21 protein-coding genes are annotated in these 26,168 nt (G+C 64.8%); 4 read left to right on the top strand and 17 right to left on the bottom strand.

The window, feature by feature from the left end; genetic code table 11:
• Nucleotides 1–100: 100 nt before the first annotated feature.
• The 6 genes from M1D55_RS11355 to M1D55_RS11330 all read right to left on the bottom strand — a co-directional run bounded on the left by M1D55_RS11355 (nt 101) and on the right by M1D55_RS11330 (nt 8,387).
• Nucleotides 101–370: an acylphosphatase gene (locus M1D55_RS11355; RefSeq protein WP_456282211.1), complete on the bottom strand. Its 270-nt coding sequence runs from the start codon at nt 368–370 to the stop codon at nt 101–103.
• A 131-nt stretch (nt 371–501) separates the two neighbouring features.
• Entirely contained in the window at nt 502–3,006 is a 2,505-nt protein-coding gene (locus M1D55_RS11350; RefSeq protein WP_456282210.1) for an FUSC family protein, read from the bottom strand.
• Between the two features lie 57 nt (nt 3,007–3,063).
• Nucleotides 3,064–4,920 (bottom strand): M61 family metallopeptidase, encoded by a 1,857-nt coding sequence (locus M1D55_RS11345; protein ID WP_456282209.1) that lies wholly within the window; start codon nt 4,918–4,920, stop codon nt 3,064–3,066.
• 97 nt (nt 4,921–5,017) lie between these two features.
• Nucleotides 5,018–6,016: an acrylyl-CoA reductase (NADPH) gene (gene acuI, locus M1D55_RS11340; protein WP_456282208.1), complete on the bottom strand. Its 999-nt coding sequence runs from the start codon at nt 6,014–6,016 to the stop codon at nt 5,018–5,020.
• 146 nt (nt 6,017–6,162) lie between these two features.
• A complete protein-coding gene (locus M1D55_RS11335; protein WP_064577047.1) occupies nt 6,163–6,879 on the bottom strand; it encodes a DsbC family protein in 717 nt (238 codons plus the stop codon).
• A gap of 218 nt (nt 6,880–7,097) precedes the next feature.
• Complete coding sequence (locus M1D55_RS11330; RefSeq protein WP_456282207.1) at nt 7,098–8,387, bottom strand: UbiH/UbiF family hydroxylase; 1,290 nt, start codon at nt 8,385–8,387, stop codon at nt 7,098–7,100.
• A gap of 151 nt (nt 8,388–8,538) precedes the next feature.
• On the opposite strand from M1D55_RS11330, the gene ychF reads away from it, so the two are divergent.
• Nucleotides 8,539–9,630 carry a redox-regulated ATPase YchF gene (gene ychF, locus M1D55_RS11325; protein WP_006577986.1) on the top strand — a complete coding sequence of 364 codons (1,092 nt, stop codon included), beginning with the start codon at nt 8,539–8,541 and terminating at the stop codon, nt 9,628–9,630.
• A gap of 980 nt (nt 9,631–10,610) precedes the next feature.
• Complete coding sequence (locus tag M1D55_RS11320) at nt 10,611–13,649, top strand: RNA-directed DNA polymerase (protein ID WP_456282206.1); 3,039 nt, start codon at nt 10,611–10,613, stop codon at nt 13,647–13,649.
• A gap of 171 nt (nt 13,650–13,820) precedes the next feature.
• Here M1D55_RS11320 and M1D55_RS11315 read toward each other — a convergent pair whose 3' ends face one another.
• The 7 genes from M1D55_RS11315 to M1D55_RS11285 form a co-directional block, all read right to left on the bottom strand.
• Nucleotides 13,821–13,967 carry a hypothetical protein gene (locus M1D55_RS11315; protein WP_456282769.1) on the bottom strand — a complete coding sequence of 49 codons (147 nt, stop codon included), beginning with the start codon at nt 13,965–13,967 and terminating at the stop codon, nt 13,821–13,823.
• A gap of 223 nt (nt 13,968–14,190) precedes the next feature.
• The gene (locus tag M1D55_RS11310; protein WP_456282694.1) at nt 14,191–14,349 is read right to left on the bottom strand and encodes a hypothetical protein; all 159 of its coding nucleotides are present in this window, start codon (nt 14,347–14,349) and stop codon (nt 14,191–14,193) included.
• A 26-nt stretch (nt 14,350–14,375) separates the two neighbouring features.
• Nucleotides 14,376–14,747: a hypothetical protein gene (locus tag M1D55_RS11305; protein ID WP_456282205.1), complete on the bottom strand. Its 372-nt coding sequence runs from the start codon at nt 14,745–14,747 to the stop codon at nt 14,376–14,378.
• A 477-nt stretch (nt 14,748–15,224) separates the two neighbouring features.
• Nucleotides 15,225–16,190 (bottom strand): sce7725 family protein, encoded by a 966-nt coding sequence (locus tag M1D55_RS11300; protein ID WP_456282204.1) that lies wholly within the window; start codon nt 16,188–16,190, stop codon nt 15,225–15,227.
• Nucleotides 16,191–16,267: 77 nt separating this feature from the next.
• Entirely contained in the window at nt 16,268–17,137 is an 870-nt protein-coding gene (locus M1D55_RS11295; protein WP_456282203.1) for a sce7726 family protein, read from the bottom strand.
• A gap of 542 nt (nt 17,138–17,679) precedes the next feature.
• Complete coding sequence (locus M1D55_RS11290) at nt 17,680–17,970, bottom strand: HigA family addiction module antitoxin (protein ID WP_456282202.1); 291 nt, start codon at nt 17,968–17,970, stop codon at nt 17,680–17,682.
• 86 nt (nt 17,971–18,056) lie between these two features.
• Nucleotides 18,057–19,052: a zinc-dependent alcohol dehydrogenase family protein gene (locus M1D55_RS11285; protein ID WP_456282693.1), complete on the bottom strand. Its 996-nt coding sequence runs from the start codon at nt 19,050–19,052 to the stop codon at nt 18,057–18,059.
• A gap of 106 nt (nt 19,053–19,158) precedes the next feature.
• Here M1D55_RS11285 and M1D55_RS11280 point away from each other — a divergent pair, with 106 nt between their 5' ends.
• The gene (locus M1D55_RS11280; protein WP_456282201.1) at nt 19,159–20,058 is read left to right on the top strand and encodes a LysR family transcriptional regulator; all 900 of its coding nucleotides are present in this window, start codon (nt 19,159–19,161) and stop codon (nt 20,056–20,058) included.
• Nucleotides 20,059–20,068: 10 nt separating this feature from the next.
• Here M1D55_RS11280 and M1D55_RS11275 read toward each other — a convergent pair whose 3' ends face one another.
• Nucleotides 20,069–21,406, bottom strand: coding sequence for an MFS transporter (locus tag M1D55_RS11275; protein WP_456282200.1), 1,338 nt, complete (start codon nt 21,404–21,406; stop codon nt 20,069–20,071).
• A 57-nt stretch (nt 21,407–21,463) separates the two neighbouring features.
• On the opposite strand from M1D55_RS11275, the gene M1D55_RS11270 reads away from it, so the two are divergent.
• The gene (locus M1D55_RS11270) at nt 21,464–22,351 is read left to right on the top strand and encodes a LysR substrate-binding domain-containing protein (protein WP_456282199.1); all 888 of its coding nucleotides are present in this window, start codon (nt 21,464–21,466) and stop codon (nt 22,349–22,351) included.
• A 17-nt stretch (nt 22,352–22,368) separates the two neighbouring features.
• Here M1D55_RS11270 and M1D55_RS11265 read toward each other — a convergent pair whose 3' ends face one another.
• Genes M1D55_RS11265 through M1D55_RS11255 form a run of 3 tightly spaced genes read right to left on the bottom strand, consistent with a single transcriptional unit; the run spans nt 22,369 to nt 26,005 of the window.
• Nucleotides 22,369–23,262, bottom strand: a complete 894-nt coding sequence (locus tag M1D55_RS11265; protein ID WP_456282198.1) for a DMT family transporter — start codon at nt 23,260–23,262, stop codon at nt 22,369–22,371.
• Nucleotides 23,259–23,750 carry a GDYXXLXY domain-containing protein gene (locus tag M1D55_RS11260; protein WP_456282197.1) on the bottom strand — a complete coding sequence of 164 codons (492 nt, stop codon included), beginning with the start codon at nt 23,748–23,750 and terminating at the stop codon, nt 23,259–23,261. Before M1D55_RS11260 ends, M1D55_RS11265 begins: the two co-directional genes overlap by 4 nt.
• Nucleotides 23,747–26,005 (bottom strand): DUF4401 domain-containing protein, encoded by a 2,259-nt coding sequence (locus tag M1D55_RS11255; protein WP_456282196.1) that lies wholly within the window; start codon nt 26,003–26,005, stop codon nt 23,747–23,749. Before M1D55_RS11255 ends, M1D55_RS11260 begins: the two co-directional genes overlap by 4 nt.
• Between the last annotated feature and the right edge of the window lie 163 nt (nt 26,006–26,168).

Raw genomic sequence — 26,168 nt, 5'->3', positions numbered from 1 at the left:
CGAACGTACCGTCGCCCCCGCGAACGCGGGGGCCCAGCGACTTTTGCGCGGTGGTGAAAGCCGCTGGGTTCCCGCCTGCGCGGGAACGACAATCAGGCGACTACGTGGTGCGCCACTCGAACAGCTCGAACTCGCCCTCTCCGGGCTCGACCTCGAGCCTTTCCACCTGCGCCGCCGGCGGGCCCTGCTCCATCCATTCGCGCAGTTGCGCCAGCCGCTCCGGCGGCCCGTACGCCATCACCTCGACCGTGCCATCGTCGCGGTTGCGTACCCAGCCGCCCAGGCCGAGCTGGATCGCCAGATCCTCGCAGGCCGCGCGATAGCCGACCCCCTGCACCTTGCCGTGCGCCACCATGTGCCAGGTTTCCATCGCCGTCCCTCCTTGCGAGTCCTTACGCCCTTGCATCCGTAGATCCGTACAAACCTAGACTAGTGCGATGACGGCGCCATGACCACCCCCGCGCGCAGGGGGCGGCCTTGCGGGGCACGCACGGCCGGCGTTCAGGCGCGCTGCCGGATCGCGCGGCCGATCGCGCCGGTGCGCAGCGCGATCTTGGCGGCGTCGGCGCGCAGCGCGCGCAGCCGGCGCTCGAGCACCGCGTTGGCGGCGCGGCCAGTCGAGCTGGCGGTACCGCCCGGTTCCGGGGCGCCGGCAGTCTGTACCAGCGTTTCGGTATGCCAGCGGTCGGCCGAATCGGCCAGCCTGGCGCGGCGTTCGGTGGCTTCGGCGAGCGCGGCATCGGCGGCCGAGTCGGCGGCCGCGGTGGCATCCGCGGTCTCCTTCGCTGGCGCGGCCCGGTTTTCGCCCGCCATCTCCGTCACCGGCTTCTGCTGCATCGCCTCGGCATGCGGATCCGCTGCTTCCTGTGCTTCCTGTGCTTCCGGTGCCTTCGGTGCCTTCGGTGCCTCCGCAGTTTCGGCGCGGTTGCCCGCCGCCGCGCTCTCACCGTCCACGGCCGCGGCAGGCTGCTCCACCGGCGCCGCCCGCCGGCGGATGAAGCCCGCGCCCCTGCCCTCGCCCCGGTCGCCCTCGACCAGCCGCTCGCTGGCTAGCCGCAGGCTGCGGCTCGCCGCCTCGGTCGCTTCCTCCACGGCGGCGCGCGCCGCCGGCAGGTCGAGCTCGTCGGCGTGCTGGCGCACCTGGATGCGCGCCGCCGCGACATGGGCCGCCACCAGATAGTTCTGCACGATGAAGCGGCTCAGGTTGTCGACCGCGCGGTGCCGGCTCCTGGGCTCGTCGAGCATCCGCTGGAACGAGCCGATCAGCGCCGACAGGCTGTCCATGAACTGCTTGCGCTCGACCCGATAGGCGAAGTCGTCCCCGGTCTTACCCAGCAGCAGGTCGCGCGTGGCGGCGATATAGCGCCGGTTGGCGTTCAGCACGTTCTCGACCAGCGCCGGAATCGCGCGGTATTCCCAGCTCGGCAGCACGAAGCTGAAGATCGACGCGATCACGCCGCCGATCACCGTATCGACCAGCCGCTCGCCGACCACCGTCGCGCCCGGCATCAGCAGGTTGATCTGCACCAGCACCTGCACGCAGGCCGCGATCGCGGTGTAGCGGTACTTGATCGTGACGAAGGTCGCGCTGGCCACCAGCGAGACGAACAGCACCGCCAGCAGCACCAGCGGTTCGTGCACCACGCGCAGGATCGCCAGCGCGATGATGCAGCCGATCAGCGTGCCGATCAGGCGGTCGTTGTAGCGCTGCTTGGTCATGCTGAAGTTCGGCTTCAGGATGACGATGATGGTCAGCAGGATCCAGTAGCTGTGCGAGGCGTACGGCAGATAGCCGGCCACCACCAGCCCCGCCGCCACCGCCATCGTGACCCGCAGCGAGAAGCGGAACACCGGCGCGCGCCAGTGCAGGTTGTCGCGCAGCACGCGCCATTCATAGCGCTGGCGCGTCAGGAACGGCGTCATGTCGGGGCCGGGCAGCACCTGGCGCGGCTCGACCGGCGTGCGCGAGGCCACGTGCAGCTGCTCGACCAGCGCGATCGCGCCCTTGATCATGTCGAGCGTCTCGCCCAGCGCCGTCATCGCGGCCGGGTCGATATGGTGGTGCCGCAGCATCGCGATCTCGTCGGCGACCGCGCGCAGCGCCTCGCGGTAATCGACCTCGGCATACGAGGGCCGGCCGCGCGTCACGTCGTAGGCGATCGCCTCGACGTCCTCGCACATCAGCCGGATCAGCCGCCGCAGCGCGTCGAGCACCGGCGTGCCGGCGAAGGTCTGGCGCAGCAGCGGATAGTCGGTATTGGTCGACAGAATGTATTCGTACAGGTCCAGCATGCGCAGATGGACCTGCACCAGCAGCCCATCATGCGGCGTGCGGTTGCCGCGCAGCACCAGGTCGCGCGCCGCCTGCTGCCGCTCCGCGACCACGATCTGCTGGCGCACCAGCGCGTTGAACTGCTCGTCGTAATCGTTGCCGGCATCGTAGAAGCCGGCCTTGATTTCGAGGTAGGCGGCCAGCTCGTACAGCGACTCGGCCAGGATCTGCTGCTTGGTGCGCCGCTCCATCAGCCAGCTGACCGCCATCGCGTAGGCCATGTACGCCGCCGCGCCGGCGCCGAACAGCAACGCGTGCTCGATTGCGCGCCGCACGACGAAGTCCTCGCTCAACGTCAGCGTCATCACGAACAGCGTCGAGAACTGCAACGGCATCGTCTTGTTGCCGTAGACAGTCATCATGCCGGCCAGGAAGGTGACCAGCACCAGCACGACCGGCAGCACGCGCGGGAATGGCGTGACCAGCGCGACGACCAGCGTCACCGCCGTGCACAGCAGCACGCTGGCCAGCATCTCGTTGAACTTGTGGTTCACCGGGCTGGGCAGGTCCATCAGGCTGGTGCACAGCGCGCCCATCGACACCACCATCGCGGTCGGCAGGTCCGCCAGCTGCAGCGCGATCAGCGTCGCGCCGATGACGCCGGTCGCCGAGCGCAGGCCGCGATAGACGTAGTGCGAGAAAACGAAGGTGCGGGGATCGTGGGCGTATTGCATGCGGGCGCGGTGGGCGGGCTACGGCGATGAGCTACGGCGGACGGCAGGGCCGCCAGCTTACTGGCCCAGCCAGCGCGCGCGCAATGGATGGCGGCCGCGCCGGCGCCGATCTTCGCCTTCTTCCAGCTGGAGCCGATATTCGGAGGCCGGCTCCGGCGCGAAGGTCACCGGCAGCACGTGCAGTTCGTCGCGGCGGAACAGGTGGCAAGGCACGCTGTCGCCGGCGCGATAGCGCGCCAGCAGCTTGTCGAGCTGCCCGGCCCCGTTCGGCGTGACGCGCAGCCCGTCCACCGCGGCCAGCAGATCGCCGGCCGACCAGCCGGCCGCCTGCGCCGCGCCGCCGTCGAGCACCTGCGTCACGCGCACCCAGCCGTTCTCGCTGGTGGTCTTGATGCCGAGCGCCGCCGCGCGCGTGGGCTTGCGCGGTTCGGCCCGGATGCCGAAGGACTTGAACAGCGCCGGCAATGGCAGCTCGCCGGTGCCCTCGGTCCAGGCCCGCAGCTGCGGGGACACGCGTACGCCGGCGACCTCGTCGATCAGCGCATGGACCTCGTCCTCGGTGACGCCGCGCTGCACCGCGCCGGGCGCGTAGAAATCGCGGCCATAGCGCCGCCACAGCATCCGCATCACGTCGTCCAGCGAGCGGCGGCCGTCGGTGCGGCTGCGAATCGTCAGGTCCAGCGCCAGGCCGATCAGCGAGCCCTTGGTGTAGTAGCTGACGATCGCATTGGGCGCGTTCTCGTCCTGGCGGTAATACTTGGTCCAGGCATCGAACGAACTGTCGGCCACGCTCTGCTTGGTGCGGCCGCTGCCGCGCAGCACGCCGTTCCAGGTCTTGGCCAGCAGCTCGACGTATTGCTGCTCGGTGATGCAGCCGCTGCGCACCAGCATCAGGTCGTCGTAATAGCTGGTGAAGCCCTCGAACAGCCACAGCAGCGGCGTATGCGTTTCGGCCTGCAGCCGGTACGGCACGAAGGCCGCCGGCTTGATCCGCTTGACGTTCCAGGTATGGAAATACTCGTGGCTGCACAGGCCGAGGAAGCCGCGGTAGCCCTCGCTGCTTTCCGGATTGCCGCGCACCGGCAGATCGCCGCGCGCGCACATCAGCGCGGTGCTGGCGCGATGTTCGAGGCCGCCATAGCCGTCGCCGGTGACCATCGTCATGAAGACATAGCGGCGATTGCTGTCGAGGAACGGCGCGCGCTCGCTGCGCGGCTCGAACAGCCGGATCTGCGCCTCGCAGATCCGCTTCAGGTCGCGGCAGACGCGCTCGATGTCCAGCTGCGGCACGCGGCCAGTGAACACCACGTCGTGCTGCGCGCCGCATGCCTTGAACGTGCCCATCGCGAACTCGCCCATCTCGACCGGATGGTCGATCAGCTCGTCGTAGTCGGCGGCGCGATAGCGGCCGAAGCCATAGCGCTTGGCACCGCCGCGGCCCGGCGCCTCCGGCAGCGCCGTGGCCACGCGCCAGTTGCGATAGGCCTCGCCCTGGGGCGGATGGATGTCGACGGTGCAGGGCCGGTCGGCCTTGCCGTCGACGCAGAGGAACACCGAGGTTCCGTTGAAGAAGCCGTGGGTGCGATCCAGATGCGCCGCGCGCACCGACAGGTCCCACGCGTAGACCTCGTACGACAGCGTCAGCGGACCTTGCGTGGGGTCGATCGGCTCGGCCTGCCAGCTGTGCTTGTCGAGCTTGGTCAGCGCAACGGGACGACGGTCTGCTCCATTGCCGGCATCGGCGCGAATCCTGACGATGTTCCGCGCGAACTCGCGAATCATGTAGCTGCCGGGAATCCACGCCGGCAGCGAGAAACGTTGGCCGGCGGGGTCGGGATCGTCCACCGTGACGGTGACCGCGAACAGATGCGCTTCGGGCTGAAGCGGGGCAATGGCGTAGTGGATCGGCTTCATGGCCACGATTGTAGCGTCACGGGCACGCGGGCCCGGGCGCTGCTTCCCGGATGGATGCCGCCTCGGCGTGGCTCCGGCGGCGGCACCGGCTTCGCGGTCAGCGATTGACGTCGACCACCACGCGTCCGCGCATGCCGCCGCCGATGATGCGCTGACCCGCTTCGATCGCGTCGGCCAGGCCGATCTCCTGCGTGATCGCCGCCAGCCGGTCCGGCTCGAGGTCCTGCGCGAGACGCGCCCACGCCTGCTCGCGCCGCGCCATCGGCGCCATCACGCTGTCGATGCCGTGCAGCGTCACGCCGCGCAGGATGAACGGCGCCACCGATCCCGGAAGATCCATGCCTTGCGCCAGCCCGCAGGCCGTCACCACGCCGCCGTAGCGCACCTGCGCGATGGCATTGACCAGCGTGTGCGAACCGACCGCATCGACCACCGCGGCCCAGCGCTCCTTCTGCAGCGGCTTGCCCGGCGCCGACAGTTCGGCGCGATCGATGATGTCGGCCGCACCGAGCGCCTTCAGGAAGTCCGCTTCGCCGGTCTTGCCGGTCGAGGCCACGACGCGATAGCCAAGCTTGCCGAGCAGCGCGATCGCCACGGTGCCGACGCCGCCCGAGGCGCCGGTCACCAGCACCTCGCCCTGCTCCGGCCGCACGCCCGAGGCCTCCAGCGCCAGCACCGACAGCATCGCGGTATAGCCGGCAGTGCCGATCGCCATCGCCTGCCGCGTCGTCAGCGACTCGGGCAGGCGCACCAACCATTCGCCCTTCAGGCGCGCGCGCTGCGCGAGGCAGCCCCAGTGCGTCTCGCCGACGCCGTAGCCGTTCAGCACCACCTTGTCGCCGGCGCGCCAACGCGGGGTCGACGACTCCAGCACGGTGCCGGCGCCATCGATGCCGGCCACCATCGGCCACTTGCGCACGACCGGACTGCGGCCCGTGATCGCCAGGCCGTCCTTGAAGTTGATCGTCGAATAATCGATCTCGACCAGCACGTCGCCGTCGGCGGGCAACTGGTCGTCCTGCAGCGTCGCGATCTCGGCGCGGGTCGACGGCTTGTCGCCGTCGGTCTGGGTCAGCAACAGCGCGCGGAAGGTCATGGTGGTGTCTCCTGGGGATGCGATCCGTTATGCGATCCGTTATGTGTTCTGTTGTGCGATCGGTTGTGAGTTCCGTTATGCGATCGTGCAGGCCCGGGGGCCACGCCGGGCCACGCGGGCCTGCCGCGCCGGACCTGCTTGGTTCCTTACTTCTTCAGGCTCGACAGCTTGCGTTCCAGCGTCGCGACGTCGGCCGCGCCCGGAATGCGCGTGCCGTCGGTGAAGAACACCGCCGGCGTGCCGGTGACATTGAGGCTGTGGCCCAGCGCCAGGTTCTCTTCCAGCGGCGTCTTGCAATTGCCGGCACCGCTCGGCGTGACCTTCGACAGCATCCAGTCGCGCCACGCCTTGGTCCGGTCGGACGCGCACCAGACCTGCCTGGCCTTGACGGTCGAGTCCGGCGACAGCACCGGATAGAGGAAGGTGTAGACCGTGATGTTGTCCATCTGCTGGAAGGTCTGCTCGATCTGCTTGCAATAGCCGCAGTTCGGATCCGAGAACACCGCGACCTGGCGGCTGCCGTCGCCCTTGCTCCATTTGATCGCCCGCGACAGCGGCAGGTCGGACCACTTGATCCGATTGATCTCGGCCAGCCGCTGCTCGGTCAGATTGGTGCCGCTGCGCGTATCGAGCAGCTCGCCATTGAGGATGTAGCGCCCGCTCGCATCGGCATAGACCAGCTGGCCGCCGATATTGACCTCGTAGAGGCCGGCGATCGGCGTCTTCTCGACGCTCTTGATCTCCGCGCGGCCGCCCAGCATCTTCTGCACATTGGTCTTGATGCGCTCCGCGGTCGGATCAGTGGCGGCCAGCGCCGGATGGGCGAAGGCGGCCGTGGCCGCAGCGAGCGTCAACGCGGCCATCGCGCGCGAGGCGCGCCGGGTCAGCACGTTGCGCAGTACGCTGAAGTGCGGCGGGTTCGGGCGGGCGGAGCGCCCGAGGGAATACGACATATTGACTCCGGGTTCTGGTTGGCTCGGATGTGGGTGGACCGGGCGGTTTGGCCGCGGATGGATTCAGTGCGCTCGGCGCGTTCGCTGCGTTGGCCGCGATGACGGGACCCGATCGATGGCGCCGGCGCTCAGCCGAGCGCCCGGCCGATCAGGAAGCGCTTGAGCAGCGCCTGGCCGCCCACCGCCCGCATGCCGGTATTGCGGACCATCCGCGCCAGCCCGCTCTGCAACGAAAACAGCCGATGCAGGCCGTCGGTGGCCGCCGTCAGCGACAGCAGGTCGGTGGCGCGCGCGCGCTCGTAGCGGCGCAGCAGACGCAGATCGCCTTCGTCGCGGAACGACTCTTTGGCGGCCATCACGCGGCCAAGTTCCGCGACGTCGCGCAAGCCGAGATTCATGCCCTGCCCGGCCAGCGGGTGCACGACGTGGGCGGCGTCGCCGACCAGCACGACATGCGGCTGCACCACGCACTCGGCATGCTGCAGCACCAGCGGGAAGGCCTGCGCCGGCGTCACGCAACGCAGCGCGCCGAACTGGCGGCCGACCGCGCCGCTGGCCGCGTCCATCGCCGCCTGCGCCAGCTGCTCCGGCGTCAGCGCGGTCAATTCGCGCGCATGGGCCTCGTCGGCCGACCACACCATCGACAGGTAATTGCCCGGCAGCGGCAGCATCGCCAGGATTTCGCAGTTGCACGACTCTTCGTCGGCAAGCAGCTTCGGCGGCGCGCCGAGGAACCACTGCCACGCGGTCGCGTGATGCGGCAGCTCGCAGGCGAAGTTCGCGACCACCCCCGACTGCCGGTAACGCCGCGTGCTGACACCGATATGGCACTGGGTACGGACCCACGAGCGGGCGCCATCGGCCCCGACCACGCAGTTGGCGCGGACCCGCGCGCCGTCTTCCAGCGTCAGCGTGACGCCCAGCTCGTCGCGCTCGAAGCCGGTGGCGGCCTGCTGATACCAATGGACCTGATGCTGGAAGCGCAGCGCGGTATCGAGCACGCGCTCGACATGGCTCGATTCGATGATCCACGCCAGCTCCGGCACCGCGGCCGCGTAGGCCGAGAAATGCAGATCGCCGGTCAGGCCGGCGTCGTCCCGCGCCGCGGTATCGTCGCCGAACACCCGCATGTCGCGCACCGGCTGCATCCGTGCCGGATCCAGCGCCTCCCAGATCCGCAGCCGGCTCAGCAGCGCCTGCGAGCTGGCCGAGAACGCGTAGACGCGGCTGTCCCACTGGCCTTCCCCGGGCACCGGCCCTGGGGTCGCGCCGTTTCCAGGCCGCGGCGCGATCAGCGCGACCTGCATGCCCTGCTGCGCCAGCAGCAAGGCGCAAGTCTTGCCGACGATGCCGCCGCCGACCACGGCAATCTGGAAATGGGAAAAAGAGGTCCGCGTGGACGCGCTGGCTCTGGTCATGGGGCGATTATAGCCAGCGGCCTTGATGGGTCACCCAGCGCTCGCCCGGCAGGCGAGCCGCCCCCCTGACGCGGGCCGCTTGGACCGGCGGGCGCCGGGACGGCCATCCGCTAGAATACCGGCTTTGCTATCGCTTACCGCCCGGAACACCATGAGCCTCAAATGCGGCATCGTCGGCCTGCCCAATGTCGGCAAGTCCACGCTGTTCAACGCCCTGACCAAGGCCGGCATCGCCGCCGAAAACTATCCGTTCTGCACCATCGAGCCCAATGTCGGCGTGGTGGAAGTGCCGGATCCGAGGCTTAAGGCCCTCGCCGAGATCGTCAAGCCCGAGCGCGTGGTGCCGGCGACGGTCGAGTTCGTCGACATCGCCGGCCTGGTGGCGGGCGCGTCCAAGGGCGAAGGCCTGGGCAACCAGTTCCTGGCCAATATCCGCGAGACCGACGCCATCACGCACGTGGTGCGCTGCTTCGAGGATCCGAACGTGATCCACGTCGCCGGCAAGGTCGATCCGCTGTCCGATATCGAAGTCATCAATACCGAGCTGGCGCTGGCGGACCTCGCCACCGTCGAAAAGGCGCTGGCCCGCTACGTCAAGCCGGCCCGCGCCGGCGACAAGGAAGCGCAGCGGCTGGTCGCCGTGCTCGAGAAGGCCCAGGCCGTGCTCGACCAGGCCAAGGCCGTGCGCACGCTGGATCTGGCGCCCGAGGAATGGGACGCGCTGCGCCCGTTCTGCCTGATCACCGCCAAGCCGACGATGTACGTGGCCAACGTGCGCGAGGACGGCTTCGAGAACAATCCGCATCTGGACGCGGTGCGCAAGTACGCCGAAACGACCAAGTCGCCGGTCGTCGCCGTCTGCGCCGCGATCGAGGCCGAAATTGCCGACCTCGAGGACGAGGACAAGGCCGTGTTCCTGGCCGACCTCGGCATGGAAGAACCGGGCCTGGACCGCGTGATCCGCGCCGGCTTCAAGCTGCTCGGCCTGCAGACCTACTTCACCGCGGGCGTCAAGGAAGTGCGCGCCTGGACCATCCACGTCGGCGACACCGCTCCGAAGGCGGCCGGCGTGATCCACACCGACTTCGAACGCGGCTTCATCCGCGCGCAAACCATCGCCTTCGAGGACTTCATCGCCTTCAAGGGCGAACAGGGCGCCAAGGAAGCGGGCAAGATGCGGGCGGAAGGAAAGGAGTATGTGGTGAAGGATGGGGATGTGATGAATTTTCTGTTCAATGTCTGATGATTTCTCTGAGCTCGAGCGTGAACGCTCGTTCGCCACAGTCACAGGCTTACATCGCCGAGATCAAGCCTGTGTTCGCACTAAGCTCTGCCGGATGAGCGAGTCCAGCACCAGGAACTACTTGATTCCAAGGTATGACGGAAAGGCGATGAGTAACATTGACATCAAGTTGATTCACCGGCTGATGGAACACTACAGACTCATGGCGCCTAGGCGCCCGTCCATATTAAATGGCGATCTGACTGCCATTCGCTCCGGCGGATGATTCGTTTTAAGCCAATCCGATTCTGGGCCTTCGCGAGTTGACGTGCGTATCGGACAGGTATTATGGGACACGATAATTATTAGCCATTGATATGGTCCCAAGTCAACGCGTCATCGGATTTGCGATCATGAAGCGCTGTATTGTCGGTATCCGCCAATCAGATGGCTTGGCCCCGGCAGGCAAGCCAGACTCTAAGCATTTGGTTTCCTTACCTCGCGTCGCTGGTGGCGCTCCTGTCGGACGACAACCGCCGTCTGCTGCGTCCAATCCATGACAAGCAACCCAAATCCCTCACGGGATTGGCTGGGTGAGTGGCCGCAAGGTGCACGAATCTGTCGTGCACCTTGCTCCTGATGGCGTGTCCCGCAAGGGCGGGTAATCGGGCTCAGCTTTCGAAAATGCCTTGGGGCAAAGCCCATGTCACCCATGTCAATTTGAAGCTGACTTTAACAAACGGGCCGCCACGCATGTTCTACTACTCGGCGAATCCCATTTGCGGCGAGATAGGCACCGCGTTATCCTGCTTGAGATCAAGCAGCGATTCCAGCCCGTGAACGTGACAAGATTTCATTGGATTTTTCGCCCCGTTGGCCACGGAAAGCTGGATTTCCCGAACTACGTCAAGATGATCAAGCAGTCCAACGAGACTGCCGAGGCGCGCTCGATAGATTGGGATGTCCGCAAAGACGATTCAACCCTGTAATTAGATGACTCCATGACCAGCCTTCAGGATCTCGGCCTCGCCTATCGCAAAGCTAAGGTTGATCTCTATTACTCATCCCATGCCTCTCTGGACGCAATTGCGAGCTATGAAGAGAACTTGCATTCGAACCTTTATTCGCTCCAGCAAAAGATCAACGGCGAGGACGAATCTTGGGTGACATTGCCCGACTTCATCGGCACCTGGACGTTGGCGACCAAGTCCGTAGAGATGGACCGCTGGGCGAAGCGCAAAAAGGACAATGGCGGTGGGCTGATCTTTTCCTCTCCCACTGAGGAATGGGAGCATGCGGTTGAAGCCTTGGCCGAGCAGGAAATACCTGAAAAGCCAACGGCGGAGTTCCGGGTCATGGCTCGATGCAGCTTGGACTTTCATGTGCTGTCCACCTTGTGGATGCTGGAAGTCGGGCAGTTCTTCGATGCAAAGTTGAGTGAGTGCGCCTACGGTAATCGGCTGCGCCGCACGCAAGATGGAAAAGGCATTAATAAGCTGTCGCTCGGCTCGTTCCAGCCTTACTTGAAACCCTTTCGCAACTGGCGCGACAACGGTATCACCGCCATGCGTAGCGCCCTGGATGCTGACAAGAAGATTGTCGCGCTGACAGCGGATGTCAGTTCTTTCTATCATGAGCTGAATCCGGGCTTTATGTTGAATCAGGCATTTGTCGCCGATGTGCTGGAACTGGAGTTGACGGAAGACCAGATCAAGCTCCATCGCCTGTTCATTCATGCCTTGCAAGCATGGGCAGCGGCAACACCGCTGAAGAAGGGCCTACCCGTGGGGCTGCCAGCATCAGCCATTGTCGCCAACATTGCACTGATCGAGCTAGATCGCTGTATCGAGCAACAGGTTGCACCAATTTATTACGGACGCTACGTCGATGACATTCTGCTGGTCATGGAGAACGGCGCAGACTTCGGTTCGACGGTGGACTTATGGGAATGGCTATTTGCTAGGTCAAACGAAATGCTGGACTGGGTGGATCAAGGCAAAAAGCAAATTGGCTTCAAGCCGAGTTACCTCAGCGAAGGTGATGGGAAGAGCCTGGTGCGTTTTGCCAACGGCAAGAACAAAGTGTTCATTCTGACGGGTGAGCCGGGAAAGACGTTGGTGGACGCGATCGCTCACCAGATTCATGAGCGTGCCAGCGAATGGCGGGCCATGCCGCGGTTGCCTCGCTCGGCCACGCATGTTGGAACCGACCTGTTGGCCGCCACACAGAGCGACGGCGAGGCCGCCGACAACTTGCGCAAGGCCGACGCCCTGACTATGCGGCGGGCTGGTTTCGCCATAAAACTGCGCGACTTCGAAGCCTATGAACGCGATTTGCTGCCCGAAGCGTGGACAGCACATCGCCGTGCCTTCTTCCGCGCATTTACTCAGCACGTGCTAGTGTTGCCGCAGTTTTTCGATCTGGCTGTCTATCTGCCGCGGGTCATTCGTTTGGCGACGGCCTGCGAAGACTTTGCCGATTTGCGTCGGATCATCGAAACGCTGCAAAGACTCTGCAAGCAGGTGCAGGAGCAGTGCGACATCAGCGTAAAAGCGTGGCCAGAGGGGCAGGGCAAGCCGGATGCAAGGGAGATGCTGGGCCGCTGGAAAGAACAGCTCTTCACAAGCATCCGGGACAGCATTACAGCCGCATTCCCACCCCGCTTGTCCAAAGCAGGCAAGCAGTCGTGGCAAACCTATATGGCCGACTGCCATCCCGTCATCGGCCCTGATTCCTGTCTGTCCTGGCCGTTATCCGCCAAAGGTTTTCAAATACAGCAGGCCCGTCTGTTTTGGTTTGACCTTGCCCATATGCCGTTGCGCTTCATCGGGCTGCCGAAGGAAATGGTGGCACAGCGCGGCATTCCTGCCAAAAAGACCGTCGTTGGTTGCGACAAAGCTGATGAGCTTCTGCCTGACGTTGTACTCGAGGGCGCTCAGACTCTCGCCCAATGGATCGGCTTCAAACATTTGCCGCAGGGGCTGCCATTCGCGACTCGGCCTTTCAACCTGCCTGAACTATTCATTCTGAATCGCCATGCCTATTCGGAAGCGGTACAGGACAGCATGCAAGCTGTGGTGCTATCTGTGCGTGGCTTCGAACTGGGCGAGAAAGCGCCTCTACTCGATAAAAATAACGTATTGCAGATACCGGACGGTGTCGCTCCTCGCAAATACGGTATTGCAGTCTCAAGTTGGCAAACAAACTTGGACAGCTGGACGGCCAGTGTGATGCGCATGTCAGACCCCGATGCCGAACGCTATGTACGTCTGTGCCGTTTGCTGGATAGCGTTATCGCCCAACCTAGGGACAGCCGCTACCTTATTCTGCCGGAGCTGGCACTGCCCGCGCACTGGTTCATCCGTATTGCCCGTAAACTGCAAGGTCGAGGCATTTCGCTGATTACCGGTATCGAATACTTGCACGCCAGCAAGTCGCTGGTTCGCAACCAAGTTTGGGCGGCGCTGTCTCACGATGGTCTGGGCTTTCCTTCGCTGATGATCTACCGCCAGGATAAGCAGCGGCCCGCGCTTCATGAAGAGCAGGAACTACAACGCTTGGCCGGGTTGAAAATGAAGCCGGATAAGGCATGGAAAACGCCGCCCATCATTCAACACGGCGACTTACGATTTACCATGCTAATTTGCAGCGAACTGACCAACATCCGCTATCGTGCCGATCTACGCGGCAAGGTCGATGCGCTGTTCGTGCCAGAATGGAATCCTGATACCGAAACCTTCAATGCACTGATTGAATCCGCCGCTCTGGACATTCATGCCTACATCATTCAATGCAATGATAGGCAATACGGCGATAGCCGCATCCGGGCCCCCTACAAGGACAGTTGGAGACGCGATGTGCTGCGGGTCAAAGGGGGCGTCACTGACTACTGCGTGATTGGCGAAATCGACGTGCAGGCCCTGCGTCAATTCCAAAGTAGCCACCGTTCACCCGGGAAACCTTTCAAGCCGGTGCCTGATGGGTTCAACGATGCGATGGACCACCAACGCAAAGTGTTGCCGACGGGCGAGAATGGATGATCTCGAGCACTTGCTCCGACATCCCATTGCAGGCGGCTGACAGAGCTAGTTACCGAAAGAAGTTAGGGAGCTGCAAAGAGCATCCTACTGATGTTGCCAATGTAGGCGCACGGCCCTTTCCCGGCTGAGCCACGTTTAACGTTGTGATCAAGTCTGATACTCCGGTCGTCCTCAACGGCTGAGTCTAGATGGGCTGACCACGGTTCCAACAGGCAGCCCTTTTTCGTTGACGACCAGCCGGTCCTTCAGCGCCGGGTTGTCCATAAAGGCATCGTCATGCGACACCACCATCAACGCTCCCCGATAGCTGCGCAACATGACCTCAAGCGCCTCGATCGATGGAAGGTCGGAGGTGATTGCTGGGTTCGTCGAGCAATAGCAGTTGCGGCGGCACTGGCACAGAGCAGTCTGTGCCAGTGCCGCCTTCAGCCGTTCCCCCGGCTCAGCGATCTGGTCGGCGCGGCAATCTCCTGTGCATCAAGACCAAGCTGCGCCAGCCGCATGCGCAAACCGCCTTCACTGGCGTTGCGGTTGACCGCCATCAGCTGCTCCAGTACCGACTGCTCGCGATGCACATTGGCCAACCGCTGATGAGATAGGCGGTCTCCGGAGCGGCGCTGCAAGCTCCAGCCAAAGGGGCGAGATGGCCGGCCATTACCTTGGGCAACGTCGATTTGCCGCAACCGTTCTGGCCGGCCACACCCACGCGCTGTTGTCCCGTCAAAATCAGGCTGATCCGGCACGCGGCTTTCGATACGAACGGTAGCTCCACAGCATCAAAGTGCCACCACGCGCCGCTGCGCCGGCTGCGTGACCGGCAGCGAAATGTAGGCTGATGGCCGCCTCGTTTTCGACTTCATGCGCGGCTTCCCGAATGCGCTCGGTGAGCTGCTCGAGTACGCCGGTCCGCTGTTGACGCGATCTGCTGGCAGAACTCTCGCTGCGCTCCTTCTGCCGGCCCAGCAGGATGTTCGCCTGATTCGCCTCCTTCCCGCACCAGTAGCCTCGTGCCTGCCTTCGCTGCTGACGCTCGCGTTCCTCGTGTAGCGCGAGTTCTTCTCGCTGACGGTCGAGCTCGCGCCGCTCGAGCTGTTGCACGGCGTTCAGGCGCTCCTACGCCTTCGCCTCGGCATAGAAGGAATGATTGCCGCCATAGCTGCGCATATTCAGCGCTGTCTAGGATCAGAAAGTCCGCGTTCGACAGCATGGCGCCAGACGTAATCCACACCGGCTTCAAACGTCACTTCGCCCGTGCCCCAGAGCTTCGAGGATTTGATTGTGTTCAAGGGCGAATATGGCGCCGAGATGGGAGGAAGATGCGGGCGAAGGGCGAAAGAGTAGTGTGATCAAGGGATAGGGAAAGCATTCCAAGTCGGTGTGGCGACCATTATTAACGCCCCGGCCTTGACCCGGGCGTTTTTTTACTAGGTTCACGACCATCTGCATGAATCCGGATGGATTTAGCGCGTCAGTCCCGAGACGACAGTATGACCCTCAAATCTGGGGCCGCTCCAGGAGCTGCGGCCCCGAAATGGGGGTAAGCACCGGGGCTGGCCCGGTTGCATATCTAAATCATCAGGCAAACCGGCCACTCATAACACCACTTACTAGTTCAAGATGGTGGGCGATTGACCAGCGTTTATTTCCAGCGAGGGTCGGAAGCGTGCCTCCCCTTGCAGCAGCCACGTACCGATTTACGCCTTCCGTCGGACCAAACGAATTTGCGGAGCGCGCAATCGCTCGGGGTATCTTTGCTATCGCTTCACGAAACTTCAGGTCATTGTCCCGGATAGCTGCCTCAATAGTATCCGAGACGAAATGCTCTACAAAGATCTCGTGTGATGCTCGGTCTACGAATGTCAAATGAATGGCTATTGCACCCGGCGGGCCACCGCCTTCGCTATAAACCCCTGGCAAAACAGTGTAATCGCCAAATCCTGCAAAACCAGCATCCGAAAAACTAAGATGTGCGTCCGAGAAGGGCTCCACTCCGGTGTACGCTGCATTGCGCGGCTGCGTCTCAAACCTATCCTCAATCTTCACACAGTTGCCCACTCCCAATGCCCTTAGCGTACTGGCCATTGGACTGCCGCCGGTCAAAAAGAACCTCCGGTCCCCGCCAAAGGCACTACTTACTGCAGCCAGGTCAACAGGAGAAATAGCTGAATTTCTGAGTACGATGCCAATGGATCGTCCCCGATATCGAAGCACGAACTCGCGAAACTCTTCAAGCGTCGACTTGGGCGATGCTAAAAACGTCGGTCTGACGACCGGGCTTGCAAAAAGTTGCGACACTTCGTCGAACCAATCGCGGGCGATGTTCCTGTTGCTTTCGAACTGCCCCAGAATCGGGTTCTCTATCAGGTAAGCGATCTGACCAGCCGGCTGTAGATGATCTCGAAAGGTGAGAATCAGACTGGCGGGATCCTCTCGAACCGGCTCTATCACGGGAGCCACGAGTTCTGCGGTGGCGAGGGGCCGTGCCACATCACGCAGCGCGAGCAGCTCGCTCCGACGGCCAAAAAAGTATGGGTAGTACACTGCCTCACTCCATCTGTGTTTAGAAAAACACAACTCTAGATCAAGGCATACGCGTTTTCCTCCCAACTTTGGGAGGGTTATTTCAATGCGTTCAATGGCAATTCCAAGTTCGTTAGCAACTCTGCTGCCCGAATTTTTGACAATGGTTCGGCAAAACCGAGCGTGCGTAGTGGCGCTGGGAGAGCCTTAACAAACGCTACTTTGGCCGGGTCTGTAGTACGCTTGCGGAGCTCCACGACCATCTCCGCGTGCGCGATGTTGTTCTCTAGCTTCCGGAATTCATTGAGGCACGCTTCCCATAAAAATCCCGGCGCGACGTTGGGAAAACCGCCAAATCTTCGGATCAGGATGTTCTGATATTCGGCACGCCGTAGGCATCGAAACATCATTTCAACATTGGTATTCGCAATGTTCGATGTCGCGGGCCGAATTTTACGTAAATGCCCACGCCTGCTGAGAACAGAAATTCCCACGTGACTGGGCACAATCTTCTCGACCGCTGCAATCCCCTGGTCATGAGTGACCACAGTTAATAGGTCAAATACGCGTCCATAGTCCGAAATTTGGGTGAGGAGACGAGAAAAACTATCGTACTCCGTCTTTATTTCGTAGACCGAAGAGGTACCATTGAGTACAACGGCATCCGCTTTCGATTCATTGACATTAAACTCTGTCAGGAATGCAGCGGTCGCAGGGCTGTGATGCCCGAAAATCGCCTTTTGCACAATGGTATTTTTATAAATATACTCACTTCGGTAGCTTGCTAGGAGCGCGGCATACGCTTGCTCGAATACACTGCGAGCAGTCGCTCTCTCGATGTCGATGTAAGCGCGGCAGTGCCTTAACGCCGACCGCAACGGTACGCCCAGTCGTCCCATGGCCAGGTCGCGATAGACCGGCCGGGAGAAGATTCGAGCAAGGAGGCGCAGAGTATCAACTGAGGCCATTCGATAATCGGTGTTTTCAGACAGATGCGAGCGACCTTAACAGGTGCGCCGCGTAAATACTAAGTTACTTGTGAACTATGCTCGGGGCATTGCGGCGTCATGATTGCGTCGCTGCACACCGATTGGCAAACATTCCGGAGAAATTGCCATGTCTTCACTTGATGCTCGTGTGAATGAGACCCCATAACGAATGAACAATTAATAATCCGACCGGGAAACTCTGTGCGGCCGGCAAATGGGATCGCTGTACAGCGATACACGTATAGCCGAACTGCATAACACGCTTAAGATCGTACGTCTTAGCCCTGTAGCGCTCTACCGTCAATTGAACAGGATAGGATGATACCCTCGTCTCTCCGCAAAGCCGTCTCATCGGGTCGTCATACGAGTGAGGCGTACCGTTCGTGAGAAGGCAGGCGCGAAGGACTCCTTGCATGTTTCCCTTTGCTAAATAACAAGCATCCGTTGCCAGACTACGCAATTCCGGTGCGCCCAGAAAGGCGCGCATTGCATACAGTACTCGCCCAGGCGTGCGGTCACGCCTACGTAACAACTATCAGCGTGCGCACATGCAATCCATCGCGCCGCTGATTGACCTGCCACAGGTCATACGCGGCCTGATGCGCCAACCACGATTCCGCGCTCTTGCCGAAGGCCATGTCAAGCCGGACCGCCATTTCGGGCGTGATGGAGGCACGACCGTTGACGATCCCGGACAGGGTTTTCCGCGATACGTCCAGAGCGGCGGCCGCTTCGGTGATGGTCAGCTTCAGAGGTTCCAGCCAGAGCTGACGCAGGATCTCGCCAGGATGCGGGGGATTGTGGAGACGCATAGCCGATGCTCGTTGGTGAGATAACAAAGAACTGAAGCGCAGGAGATTGCCTCAACACGCTGATCCACTCTTCCAGAAAGCCCCCTTCAAACCCTCACCACCACCTTCCCAAACTGCTCGTTCGACTCCAGAAACCGATGCGCCTCGACGATCTGGTCGAACGCAAAGGTCCGGGCGATGGTCGGCCGCAGTTGCCCCTCGTCGATTCCGCGCACGATGAACGCCTTTGCATCCGCCAGCCGCGCCGGATCGCCGATGGTCTCGTGCACCAGATACCCCCGCAGCGTCAGCGATTTGCTCAAGACCGTGAACAGCGGAAACGGCGTGGGCGACGGGCTCAGGCCGCCGTATTCGATCAGCATGCCGCCGCGTGACATCGCTGCCGTCAGCGGTTCGAAGATCGGGCCGCCCATCGCGTCGAGCACGACGCGCACGCCGTGCTCGCCCGCTATCTCCTTCAGCCGTGCCTCGAGGTCTTCCTCGCCCGAGGCCACGACATGCCGCGCACCGGCGTCGAGCAGGGCAGCCCGCTTCGCCGACGATCGCGTGATCGCGATGGGAATGGCGCCAACCACATTGGCAATCTGGATCGCGGCGAGGCCGACGCTGCTGGATGCCGCGGTAATCGCCACGACGTCGCCCTTGCCGAGTCCGGCGACATCGATCAACGCGCCATACGCGGTCAGGTATGGCATCCACAGCGCGGCGGCGCCTTCCCAGCTCAACGACGGCGGATGCTTGACGACGAGCGCGGCCGGCATGCGGATCCATTCGCCATAGGTCGGCCATTGCACCATCGACTTCGGCGGCACCACGCTGACCGCGTCGCCCGGTGCAAGACCGTCCACGCCCGGACCCACGGATTCGATCACGCCCGCCGCTTCCAGGCCGAGGCCGGACGGGAAAGTCGGCGTCTCGATATAGCGGCCGGTCCGCAGCAATGCCTCGGCGCGATTCAGACCGAGCGCCTTGACGCGAATCCGCACCTCGCCGGGGCCCGGCTCCGGTACTTCGGCGTGTTCGATGCGCAGGACTTCGGGGCCGCCGATTTGATGGAAACGGACGACGCGAGCGGTTTGCATGGCTGGATTCACTCCAAATTGATTGTGACGAATCCAGTATGATTTCCGGCAACAAACCGATAAATCGCCTCTCTGGCACGACCATCGAAACCGATACTTTCGAATCATGGACCGCCTGACCAGCATGGCCGTGTTCGTCAAAGCCGTCGATCTGGGCTCGTTTGCCGCCGCCGCGGACGCACTGGGCATCACGGGGCCGATGGTCGGCAAGCACGTCCGCTTCCTCGAAGAGCGCCTCGGCACGCGGCTGCTGAACCGCACCACGCGCCGACAGAGCCTGACCGACTTCGGCCGCGCCTATTACGAACGCTGCCGCCTGATCCTGGCCGAGGCCGAGGCTGCCGACGCCCTGGCGGCGGACCAGTTGGCCGAGCCGCGCGGCAAGCTGCGCGTCACGATGCCGGTTCACTTTGGCCGGCACTGCGCGATGCCGATCCTGTTGGCGCTCGCACGCCAATATCCGGCTCTGGAACTGGAACTGTCGTTCAGCGACCGGTTGATCGACCTGGCGGAAGACGGCTACGACCTCGCGATCCGCACCGGAAGCCTGCAGGACCGGGCCGACACCATCGCGCGCCGGATCGCTCGCCAGCGCATGATCGTCTGTGCCTCGCCGGCCTATCTCGATCGCCATGGCGAGCCGCAACAAATCGAAGACCTGCGCCAACACCATGCGATCGTCTATCGCCGCTCCGGACCGGTGGCGCCATGGTTGTTCCCGCGCGACGATGGGCCGCCGGTGGAATGGCATCCGGCAGGCCGGCTGCTGCTCGACGACCTCGACGCGATCGCCGACGCGGCGACCGCCGGCATGGGCGTCGCATGGCTTCCCTCCTGGCTCGTCAGTGAACGGATCCACGCCGGTGCACTGGTGCGGCTGTTCCCGGACGAGCCGGCTTTCCTGTACGACGCCTATGCACTTTGGCTGCGCACGCCGCATCTTGCGCGCAAGGTACGGCTCGCCGTCGATGCCCTCGCTGCCGGGCTGCCGAAGCGGATGGAATAGCGTTCAGCGCTCAGGCCTGTACGTCCTTCCCCGCCCGCGGAAACAGCGGCCAGGCCATCGCCGCACAGGCGCCCGCAACCAGCCACACACCGGTCCAGCCGCTGCGTTCGAGCAGTTGCGGGATCGCCGAAGGCGCAACGAAGTAAGCGACAAAGACCAGCGTATTGGCCAGCCCCAAGGCGGTACCGGCACGTTCTGCGCCGGCCTGCGTGGCCAGCTCGGTGTACGCGACCCCATGCCAGGCGGACACGGCGATGCCTGCCAGCACGACGGCGACCATCGTCAGCGCCGCAGGCACGCTGCTTCCCATCGCCGCGCACAGCGCAAGCGGCACGAAGGTCAAGGTCGCGACCATCGTGCAAAGACGCAGCCAGGCACGGCGGTTGCCACGCCGGTCGGTATGGCGGCCGCTCCAGATCCGCATCGCCATCGCGCCGACCTGCACCGCGCACAGCGTCGCGGCGATGCCCGACACGCCGACGTGGGCGGCATCGTGCAGGAACACCGAGGCGAAGCTGAGGATCGCAAATTGGGGCGCGCACAGAATGCCGATCGCTGCCGCGATGCGCCAGACGCGTACGCTGCGCAGCGGCCCCGCATCACCGTGTGCATGGCGCCGTACGGCCGCGCGCGCATCGGCATGCGGCGGCTCGTGCAGCCAGCGCCAGGTCAGCCAGACCGATGCCACGCAGAAGGCGGCGAGCACCGCGTACACCCAGCGAAAGCCCGCAGCCACCGCGAGCCATGGCAGCACCAGGGCCCCCAACCCGCCACCAAGCGGCACCGCGGTCTGGCGGATGCTCATCGCCAGGCCGCGCTCGCCCTCGGCGAACCATCGCATCACCGCGCGTCCGCTGGCGCCATTGACGCTGCCGCCCGCCAGCCCCAGCAGCGCCATGCAGGCCATCGCCATCCACAGCGGCGGCACGCGGTCCGCCGTCGGCGCCAGAAACAGCGCCATGATCGCCAGCGTCAGCGCCGTGGCGCCGAGGCCGTACAGCAGCACGCGACGGTCGCCCCAGCGGTCGGCCGCCGCGCCCCATGGCAACTCCGACAGCGCGGCGCCGACGCCCAACGCGCCGAGCAGCAAGCCGAGCCCCGCGTTATCGAGGTGGTAAGCGCTGCGCAGCCATACCGCGGTGGCCGGCAACCCGTTGGCGGCGGCGATGAAGCTGGCGTTGGCGGCCACGCCGACGCCCAGCACTTTCCAGCGATGTGAAGCGGCGAAGGTGGCAATCGGTTCGGCACCAGGGCCGGAAAGACGGGAAGGACGGGACAAGCAAGCGGATTCGGCCACAACGGCTCTCCGATCGGGCAGTTGACGGATCGCCAGTATTCCAACGACCATTCATCATGAAAATCGGAAAGTTTTGAACCGATTGTTTTGAATTTCCGGACGATTCTCATGGCACTGAATCTGGACATCGCCGCGCTGCGCAGCCTTGTCGCCGGCGTCGACCTAGGCAGCTTTGCCCGCGCGGCCGATCAGGTCGGCCGCTCGACCTCCGCCGTCAGCGCGCAGATCCACAAGCTCGAAGACATGGCGGGCACACCGCTGTTTCGCAAGGCGGGCAGGACGCTGGAACTGACCGAGGCCGGCAATCTGCTGCTCGGCTATGCACGCAGGATGGTCGCGTTGAACGACGAGGCCGCCGCGGCGGTGCGCGGTGTCGATCTGTCCGGCGGTGTGCGATTGGGACTGCAGGAAGAATTCGGCGAAGCGACGCTGCCCGAGGTGTTGGGCCGGTTTGCGCGCGCGCATCCGAAGGTGCGGGTCGAGGCGATGGTGGCGCGCAATCACGATCTGTTCGCCCGCATCCAGGCGCGCACGCTCGATCTGGCGCTGGTGTGGGGCGGTACGAATGGCGCCGCCGCGGCAAGAGCGCCGGGCGCCGATATCACGGTGGTTGGCGAACCGCAGATGTGCTGGGTCGGACCGGCCTCGCTGCCCTGGCGCCTCGATCCCGGGGAACCCGTCCCATTGGCGGTGTTCGATCGGCCCTGCCATTTCCACGACGCCGCCACCGCCGCGCTCGATCGCGCCGGCATTCCGTGGCGCGTATCGTTCACCAGTCCAAACCTCGGCGGCCTATGGGCGGCAGCGGCCGCCGGTCTCGGCCTGGTCGTGCGCACGCCTTACGGCTTGCCCGCCTCGCTGCGTCAACTTGGGCCTGCCGATGGGCTGCCGCCTCTGGGCAAGATGCCCCTGATGCTGCTGCGCGCGCCGGGCCCGGCCTCCGAGGTTTCGCAGCGGCTGGCGGACATCATGTTGGAGGCGTTGCGTCCTGTCTGAGCCGCAGACGCGTTGGTTCATCGAGGCAGTTCGGAACGACGATAGGCGATCGCCAGGCCCACGCCCCCGAGCACGGCGACCGACGCCACCACCAACCGCCACGTCACCGCCTCCCCCAACAGCAACACCCCACCGGCCGCCGCGATCACCGGCACGCTCAGCTGCACCAGTCCCGCCGTGGTCACCGTCAAACCCCGCAGCGCGACATACCAGATCGCATAGCCGAGCGCCGAGGCGATCGCGCCGGACAGCACCGCGTACAGCATGCCAGCGGCATCGTGGCTGGCCCAGGGCAGCGCGGCGAGATAGATCGGCAGGCAGCAGACCGAGGCGCGCAGGAAGTTGCCGGCGTTGGCGCGCACCGGATCGCGCGCGCCCTTGGCGCGGATCGAATAGATGCCCCACGCCGCGCCGGACGCGATCATTAGCAGCGCGCCGACCAGCGGTGGCGCGGACAGGCCGGGCAGCAGCATGCCGATCAGTCCCGCGACGGCGATCAGATACCCGGCCGTCTGCACGAGATGAGGCCGTTCGCCGAGCCACAGTCCGCGGCCGATCATGGTCACCTGCACCGCGCCGAACAGCAGCAGCGCGCCGGTGGCCGCCGATAGCTGAGCGTAGGCGTACGAGAAAAGGATCGCGTAGGCGAACAGCGCCAGCGCCGAGCGCCAGTTGCCGCTCGATGCCTCAGTCGTTAGCGTTGCCTCAGGCGCGCGCGAAGCGCCACCACGCAGTTGCACCAGCACCCCTAGCGTGATGGCGCCCGCCAACAGCCGCACGGTGGTAAAGCTCGCCGCATCGATGGTGGTGTCCCGCAGCGCCAGCCGGCACAGCAGCGAGTTGCCGGCGAAGGCGAGCATCGACAGCGCGGTGCAGCCGACCACCAGCGCGGCGGACGGCCGCGTGCTCACAGCGGATGCCCTGCCGCGTCGCGCAGCTCGACCAGCAGCGCCTGACCGTCGGCATCGACGCGAAAGACGCCGAATTGCGCGCCCTCGTATCGACGCGCGTGGCCTTCCTGGAAGAAGAAGGCGTCGGTCGAGATCTGGATCTGATCGGTACCCCAGCGCGACGGTTTCAATTGGAAGCGCAGCAAATGTTCGCCGGCGACCAGTGGTTCGCCGCGATGCAGCCGCACGAAGCTGCCCTCGCCGTGCGCATCGAGCCGGACCACCGCGGTGCGGATACGGTCGTCAGTCGTCTCCAGCGCGCGCAGGATCGGCGCGCCGATGGCGAAGTTCAGCGCCATATAGTCGCCCTGCATCAGCGAGCGCGGGTCGACCGGCGCCAGCCGCAGCAGCACCACATCGCCGCGCGCGAGCAGTCGTTCCTTGCCGATCACGCCGGCGCCCGCAACCGCGAGCGTCAGCACCCACGCAATCAGGATCCAGCGTTTCATCGGCTGCCCTCCTCTGCGATGTCGGCCGCACCGAGCGCGGACCGGGGCCGGGTCAACCACGCGCGTGCCGCCAGCACAACGATACCGGCCGCTAACAGCGTTGCCGACTTGATCGCCAGCGTCCAGTGCAGCGCGCTGTAGTACCAGATGAAACCGAGGCCGATCGTCGCAAGGCCCAGTCCGAGCCAGGTCAGGGACGCCCGCCGCAAGGCCAGCCCGGTCGCCAGCACGCCCGCCACCACGGCGGGAGCGCCGATCATCAGCGCGGCACAGAGCGCCAGCACACCGCCGACCCCGGCGCGCCGGCGGAGCGATCGTTGCAGCCGGGCCGTTTCGGCGATGCCAAAGCCGACCAGCAGCACCGCAAACAGCGCGCCCGCCAGCCAATGCGGCACGCCGCGTGCCGCCGGTTCGGTGAAGAGGGCCAATGGATGGCCGATGCCCGTCACGATCAGCGCGCCGAGCAGGCTGCAAAGCAGCAAGGCGTCCGCGGCCGGGGCGAGCCAGTGATGGCGCCCGAGCGCGGCAAGCCGTCCCTCGGTGGTCGCGAACAGCGTCGCCTTCAGCGCGGCGACCGGCGCCAGCCAGACCAGCGCCCACCCCATCGCCTGCCAGGGCGTGGACGGCCCCATCGCGACGGCGATGGTCAACGCCATCGCCACCGACACCATCGCCGCAAGCGCGCACAACAAGCGATGCAGCCGATTGGCGATCGCCGCATAGAGCAGCATCTCGCAGGCCGCGACCCCGCACCAGAACGCAGCGGTCTCCACGGCGCGGGCGCGGCCGAGCAGATCGGCGGCGGCATAAAACGCCAGCCCTTGCCCGGTCAGGCTGCTGGCCAACGCGAATTGCTCGAAGCCGGTATGGCCCCCGCGGCGCCGGTACAGCAGCGCGGCCAGTGCGATCAGCGCCAGTCCGCAGACGAGAATGGCCCCGCTGTTCTCGCGCGCGGCGACGAACACGGTGCCGAGCAGGAACAGCTGGAAGAACACCGCGCCGAGCCATCCGGCCATGCCGGTCAACAGCCGCACGGACCATGGTGCATCGGTCTCGGCGGGCGGGTGCCCTTCGACCGCGCCTTCCGCGGCCAGCGCGCGCCACAGCGCCTGCACCGCCGCTGACGGTTGCACCGTCCCGCTCCGCTGACGCGACGGCGGCCGTTCGGCGAACGCGGCGGTGGTGCTATCGGTGGAGCTGTCGGTGGACGCGTCGGCGAACGTGTCGATGGGCCCCTCCGCATGGTCGCGATGCAAACGCATCAACCACGTCGCCGACACGGCCGACAGGCCGAGTGTCAGCAGGCCGAGCAGCAGGAAGCCGCCGAATTCCGCGCCGGCCTCGAACAGCAGACGGCCGAGGCCCCCGACGATCAGCGCGATCAGCGACAGCGCAATCCCGCTCAGCACGAGCAGATCGACGTTGCGCCGCCGGAACCAGGCGCCCAGTCCCAGCACGGCGGCCAGCGCGACGATCAGCATCGCACCGTCGAAGCGGTCGCCGAACAGCGCACCGAGCCCGAGCCAGACCGCATGCGCGCAAGCCAGCGCCGCCAGCAGCCGCACGCCGCCCTGGCCTCGCACGCCAACACGCGGCGCGTGCGCCGACAGGACCAGCCATAGCGCGAGCTGCAGCAAGGCAGCGGCAAGCAGCCACAGGCCGACCAGCTTGCCGCCCTCGACGCCGAACAGCAGCGTGAACGGCAGGCCGGCGCCCAGTTCGACGCTGAAGAAGCGCAGCAGCGCGACATTGGCCAGCCCCACCACCAGCCACCAATGGGACGGCGCGTGCGCGGCCAGCGCCCACGGCACGGCCAGCAACGTCCACCAGGCGAACAGTTGCCAGGCGTCGGCGCCGGTCTGGTAGACCTGCCCGATCACCGCCAGCAACGCCCCGGTGATCATTTGCGCGGCGAACAGCGCCGCACGGCCGGCCGCGTCGCCGTCGGGCCGGCGCCAGGCGAACGCCGCCAGCGCGCTGATCAGCACCGCCAGCACGCCGAAGCGCGTGAACTTGTGCAGGGCCTGCCAGTTGAAGGCGAAGAAGACGATCACGCCGGCGCACAGCAGCGCCACGCCGAGCGCGAGCAGCGCCCGCTGCAGCCAGCGGTGCCAGTCGGCAGGCCCGGGCTCGGTATCGGTCCAAGCCTGGCGCGCTCGCGGCATCGCCAGCCGCCCCTGTGCGCACCAGTCCGCCAGCGCGCGCCGCTGTGCATGCCGGATGTTCAGACGGTGGGCTTGGCGATCGGTGGGCATGGATTGGGCAGCGCTCCGGAAAGGCGTTGGCTGCACTCTAGCAAAGCGCCGTGGCGACCGCACGATCAAAGGCGGTGCGACACGAACCAGCAAAGCACCGGGTGGTGCCGGTATGCTGTCGGCTTTTCCGGCTCGGGGACTTGGGGCTTACGGCTTAGGGCTC

It is taken from the genome of Cupriavidus sp. JZ107 (assembly GCF_053903255.1).
This window is presented reverse-complemented; position numbering and strand designations above follow the sequence as displayed.

Bases quoted from the DNA above. Each gene is read 5' to 3' on its own strand.
- M1D55_RS11355 (WP_456282211.1), bottom strand. From the start codon at position 370: ATGGAAACCTGGCACATGGTGGCGCACGGCAAGGTGCAGGGGGTCGGC.
- M1D55_RS11350 (WP_456282210.1), bottom strand. From the start codon at position 3,006: ATGCAATACGCCCACGATCCCCGCACCTTCGTTTTCTCGCACTACGTC.
- M1D55_RS11345 (WP_456282209.1), bottom strand. From the start codon at position 4,920: ATGAAGCCGATCCACTACGCCATTGCCCCGCTTCAGCCCGAAGCGCAT.
- acuI (WP_456282208.1), bottom strand. From the start codon at position 6,016: ATGACCTTCCGCGCGCTGTTGCTGACCCAGACCGACGGCGACAAGCCG.
- M1D55_RS11335 (WP_064577047.1), bottom strand. From the start codon at position 6,879: ATGGCCGCGTTGACGCTCGCTGCGGCCACGGCCGCCTTCGCCCATCCG.
- M1D55_RS11330 (WP_456282207.1), bottom strand. From the start codon at position 8,387: ATGACCAGAGCCAGCGCGTCCACGCGGACCTCTTTTTCCCATTTCCAG.
- ychF (WP_006577986.1), top strand. From the start codon at position 8,539: ATGAGCCTCAAATGCGGCATCGTCGGCCTGCCCAATGTCGGCAAGTCC.
- M1D55_RS11320 (WP_456282206.1), top strand. From the start codon at position 10,611: ATGACCAGCCTTCAGGATCTCGGCCTCGCCTATCGCAAAGCTAAGGTT.
- M1D55_RS11315 (WP_456282769.1), bottom strand. From the start codon at position 13,967: ATGTTGCGCAGCTATCGGGGAGCGTTGATGGTGGTGTCGCATGACGAT.
- M1D55_RS11295 (WP_456282203.1), bottom strand. From the start codon at position 17,137: ATGGCCTCAGTTGATACTCTGCGCCTCCTTGCTCGAATCTTCTCCCGG.
- M1D55_RS11290 (WP_456282202.1), bottom strand. From the start codon at position 17,970: ATGCGTCTCCACAATCCCCCGCATCCTGGCGAGATCCTGCGTCAGCTC.
- M1D55_RS11285 (WP_456282693.1), bottom strand. From the start codon at position 19,052: ATGCAAACCGCTCGCGTCGTCCGTTTCCATCAAATCGGCGGCCCCGAA.
- M1D55_RS11280 (WP_456282201.1), top strand. From the start codon at position 19,159: ATGGACCGCCTGACCAGCATGGCCGTGTTCGTCAAAGCCGTCGATCTG.
- M1D55_RS11275 (WP_456282200.1), bottom strand. From the start codon at position 21,406: ATGGTCGTTGGAATACTGGCGATCCGTCAACTGCCCGATCGGAGAGCC.
- M1D55_RS11270 (WP_456282199.1), top strand. From the start codon at position 21,464: ATGGCACTGAATCTGGACATCGCCGCGCTGCGCAGCCTTGTCGCCGGC.
- M1D55_RS11260 (WP_456282197.1), bottom strand. From the start codon at position 23,750: ATGAAACGCTGGATCCTGATTGCGTGGGTGCTGACGCTCGCGGTTGCG.
- M1D55_RS11255 (WP_456282196.1), bottom strand. From the start codon at position 26,005: ATGCCCACCGATCGCCAAGCCCACCGTCTGAACATCCGGCATGCACAG.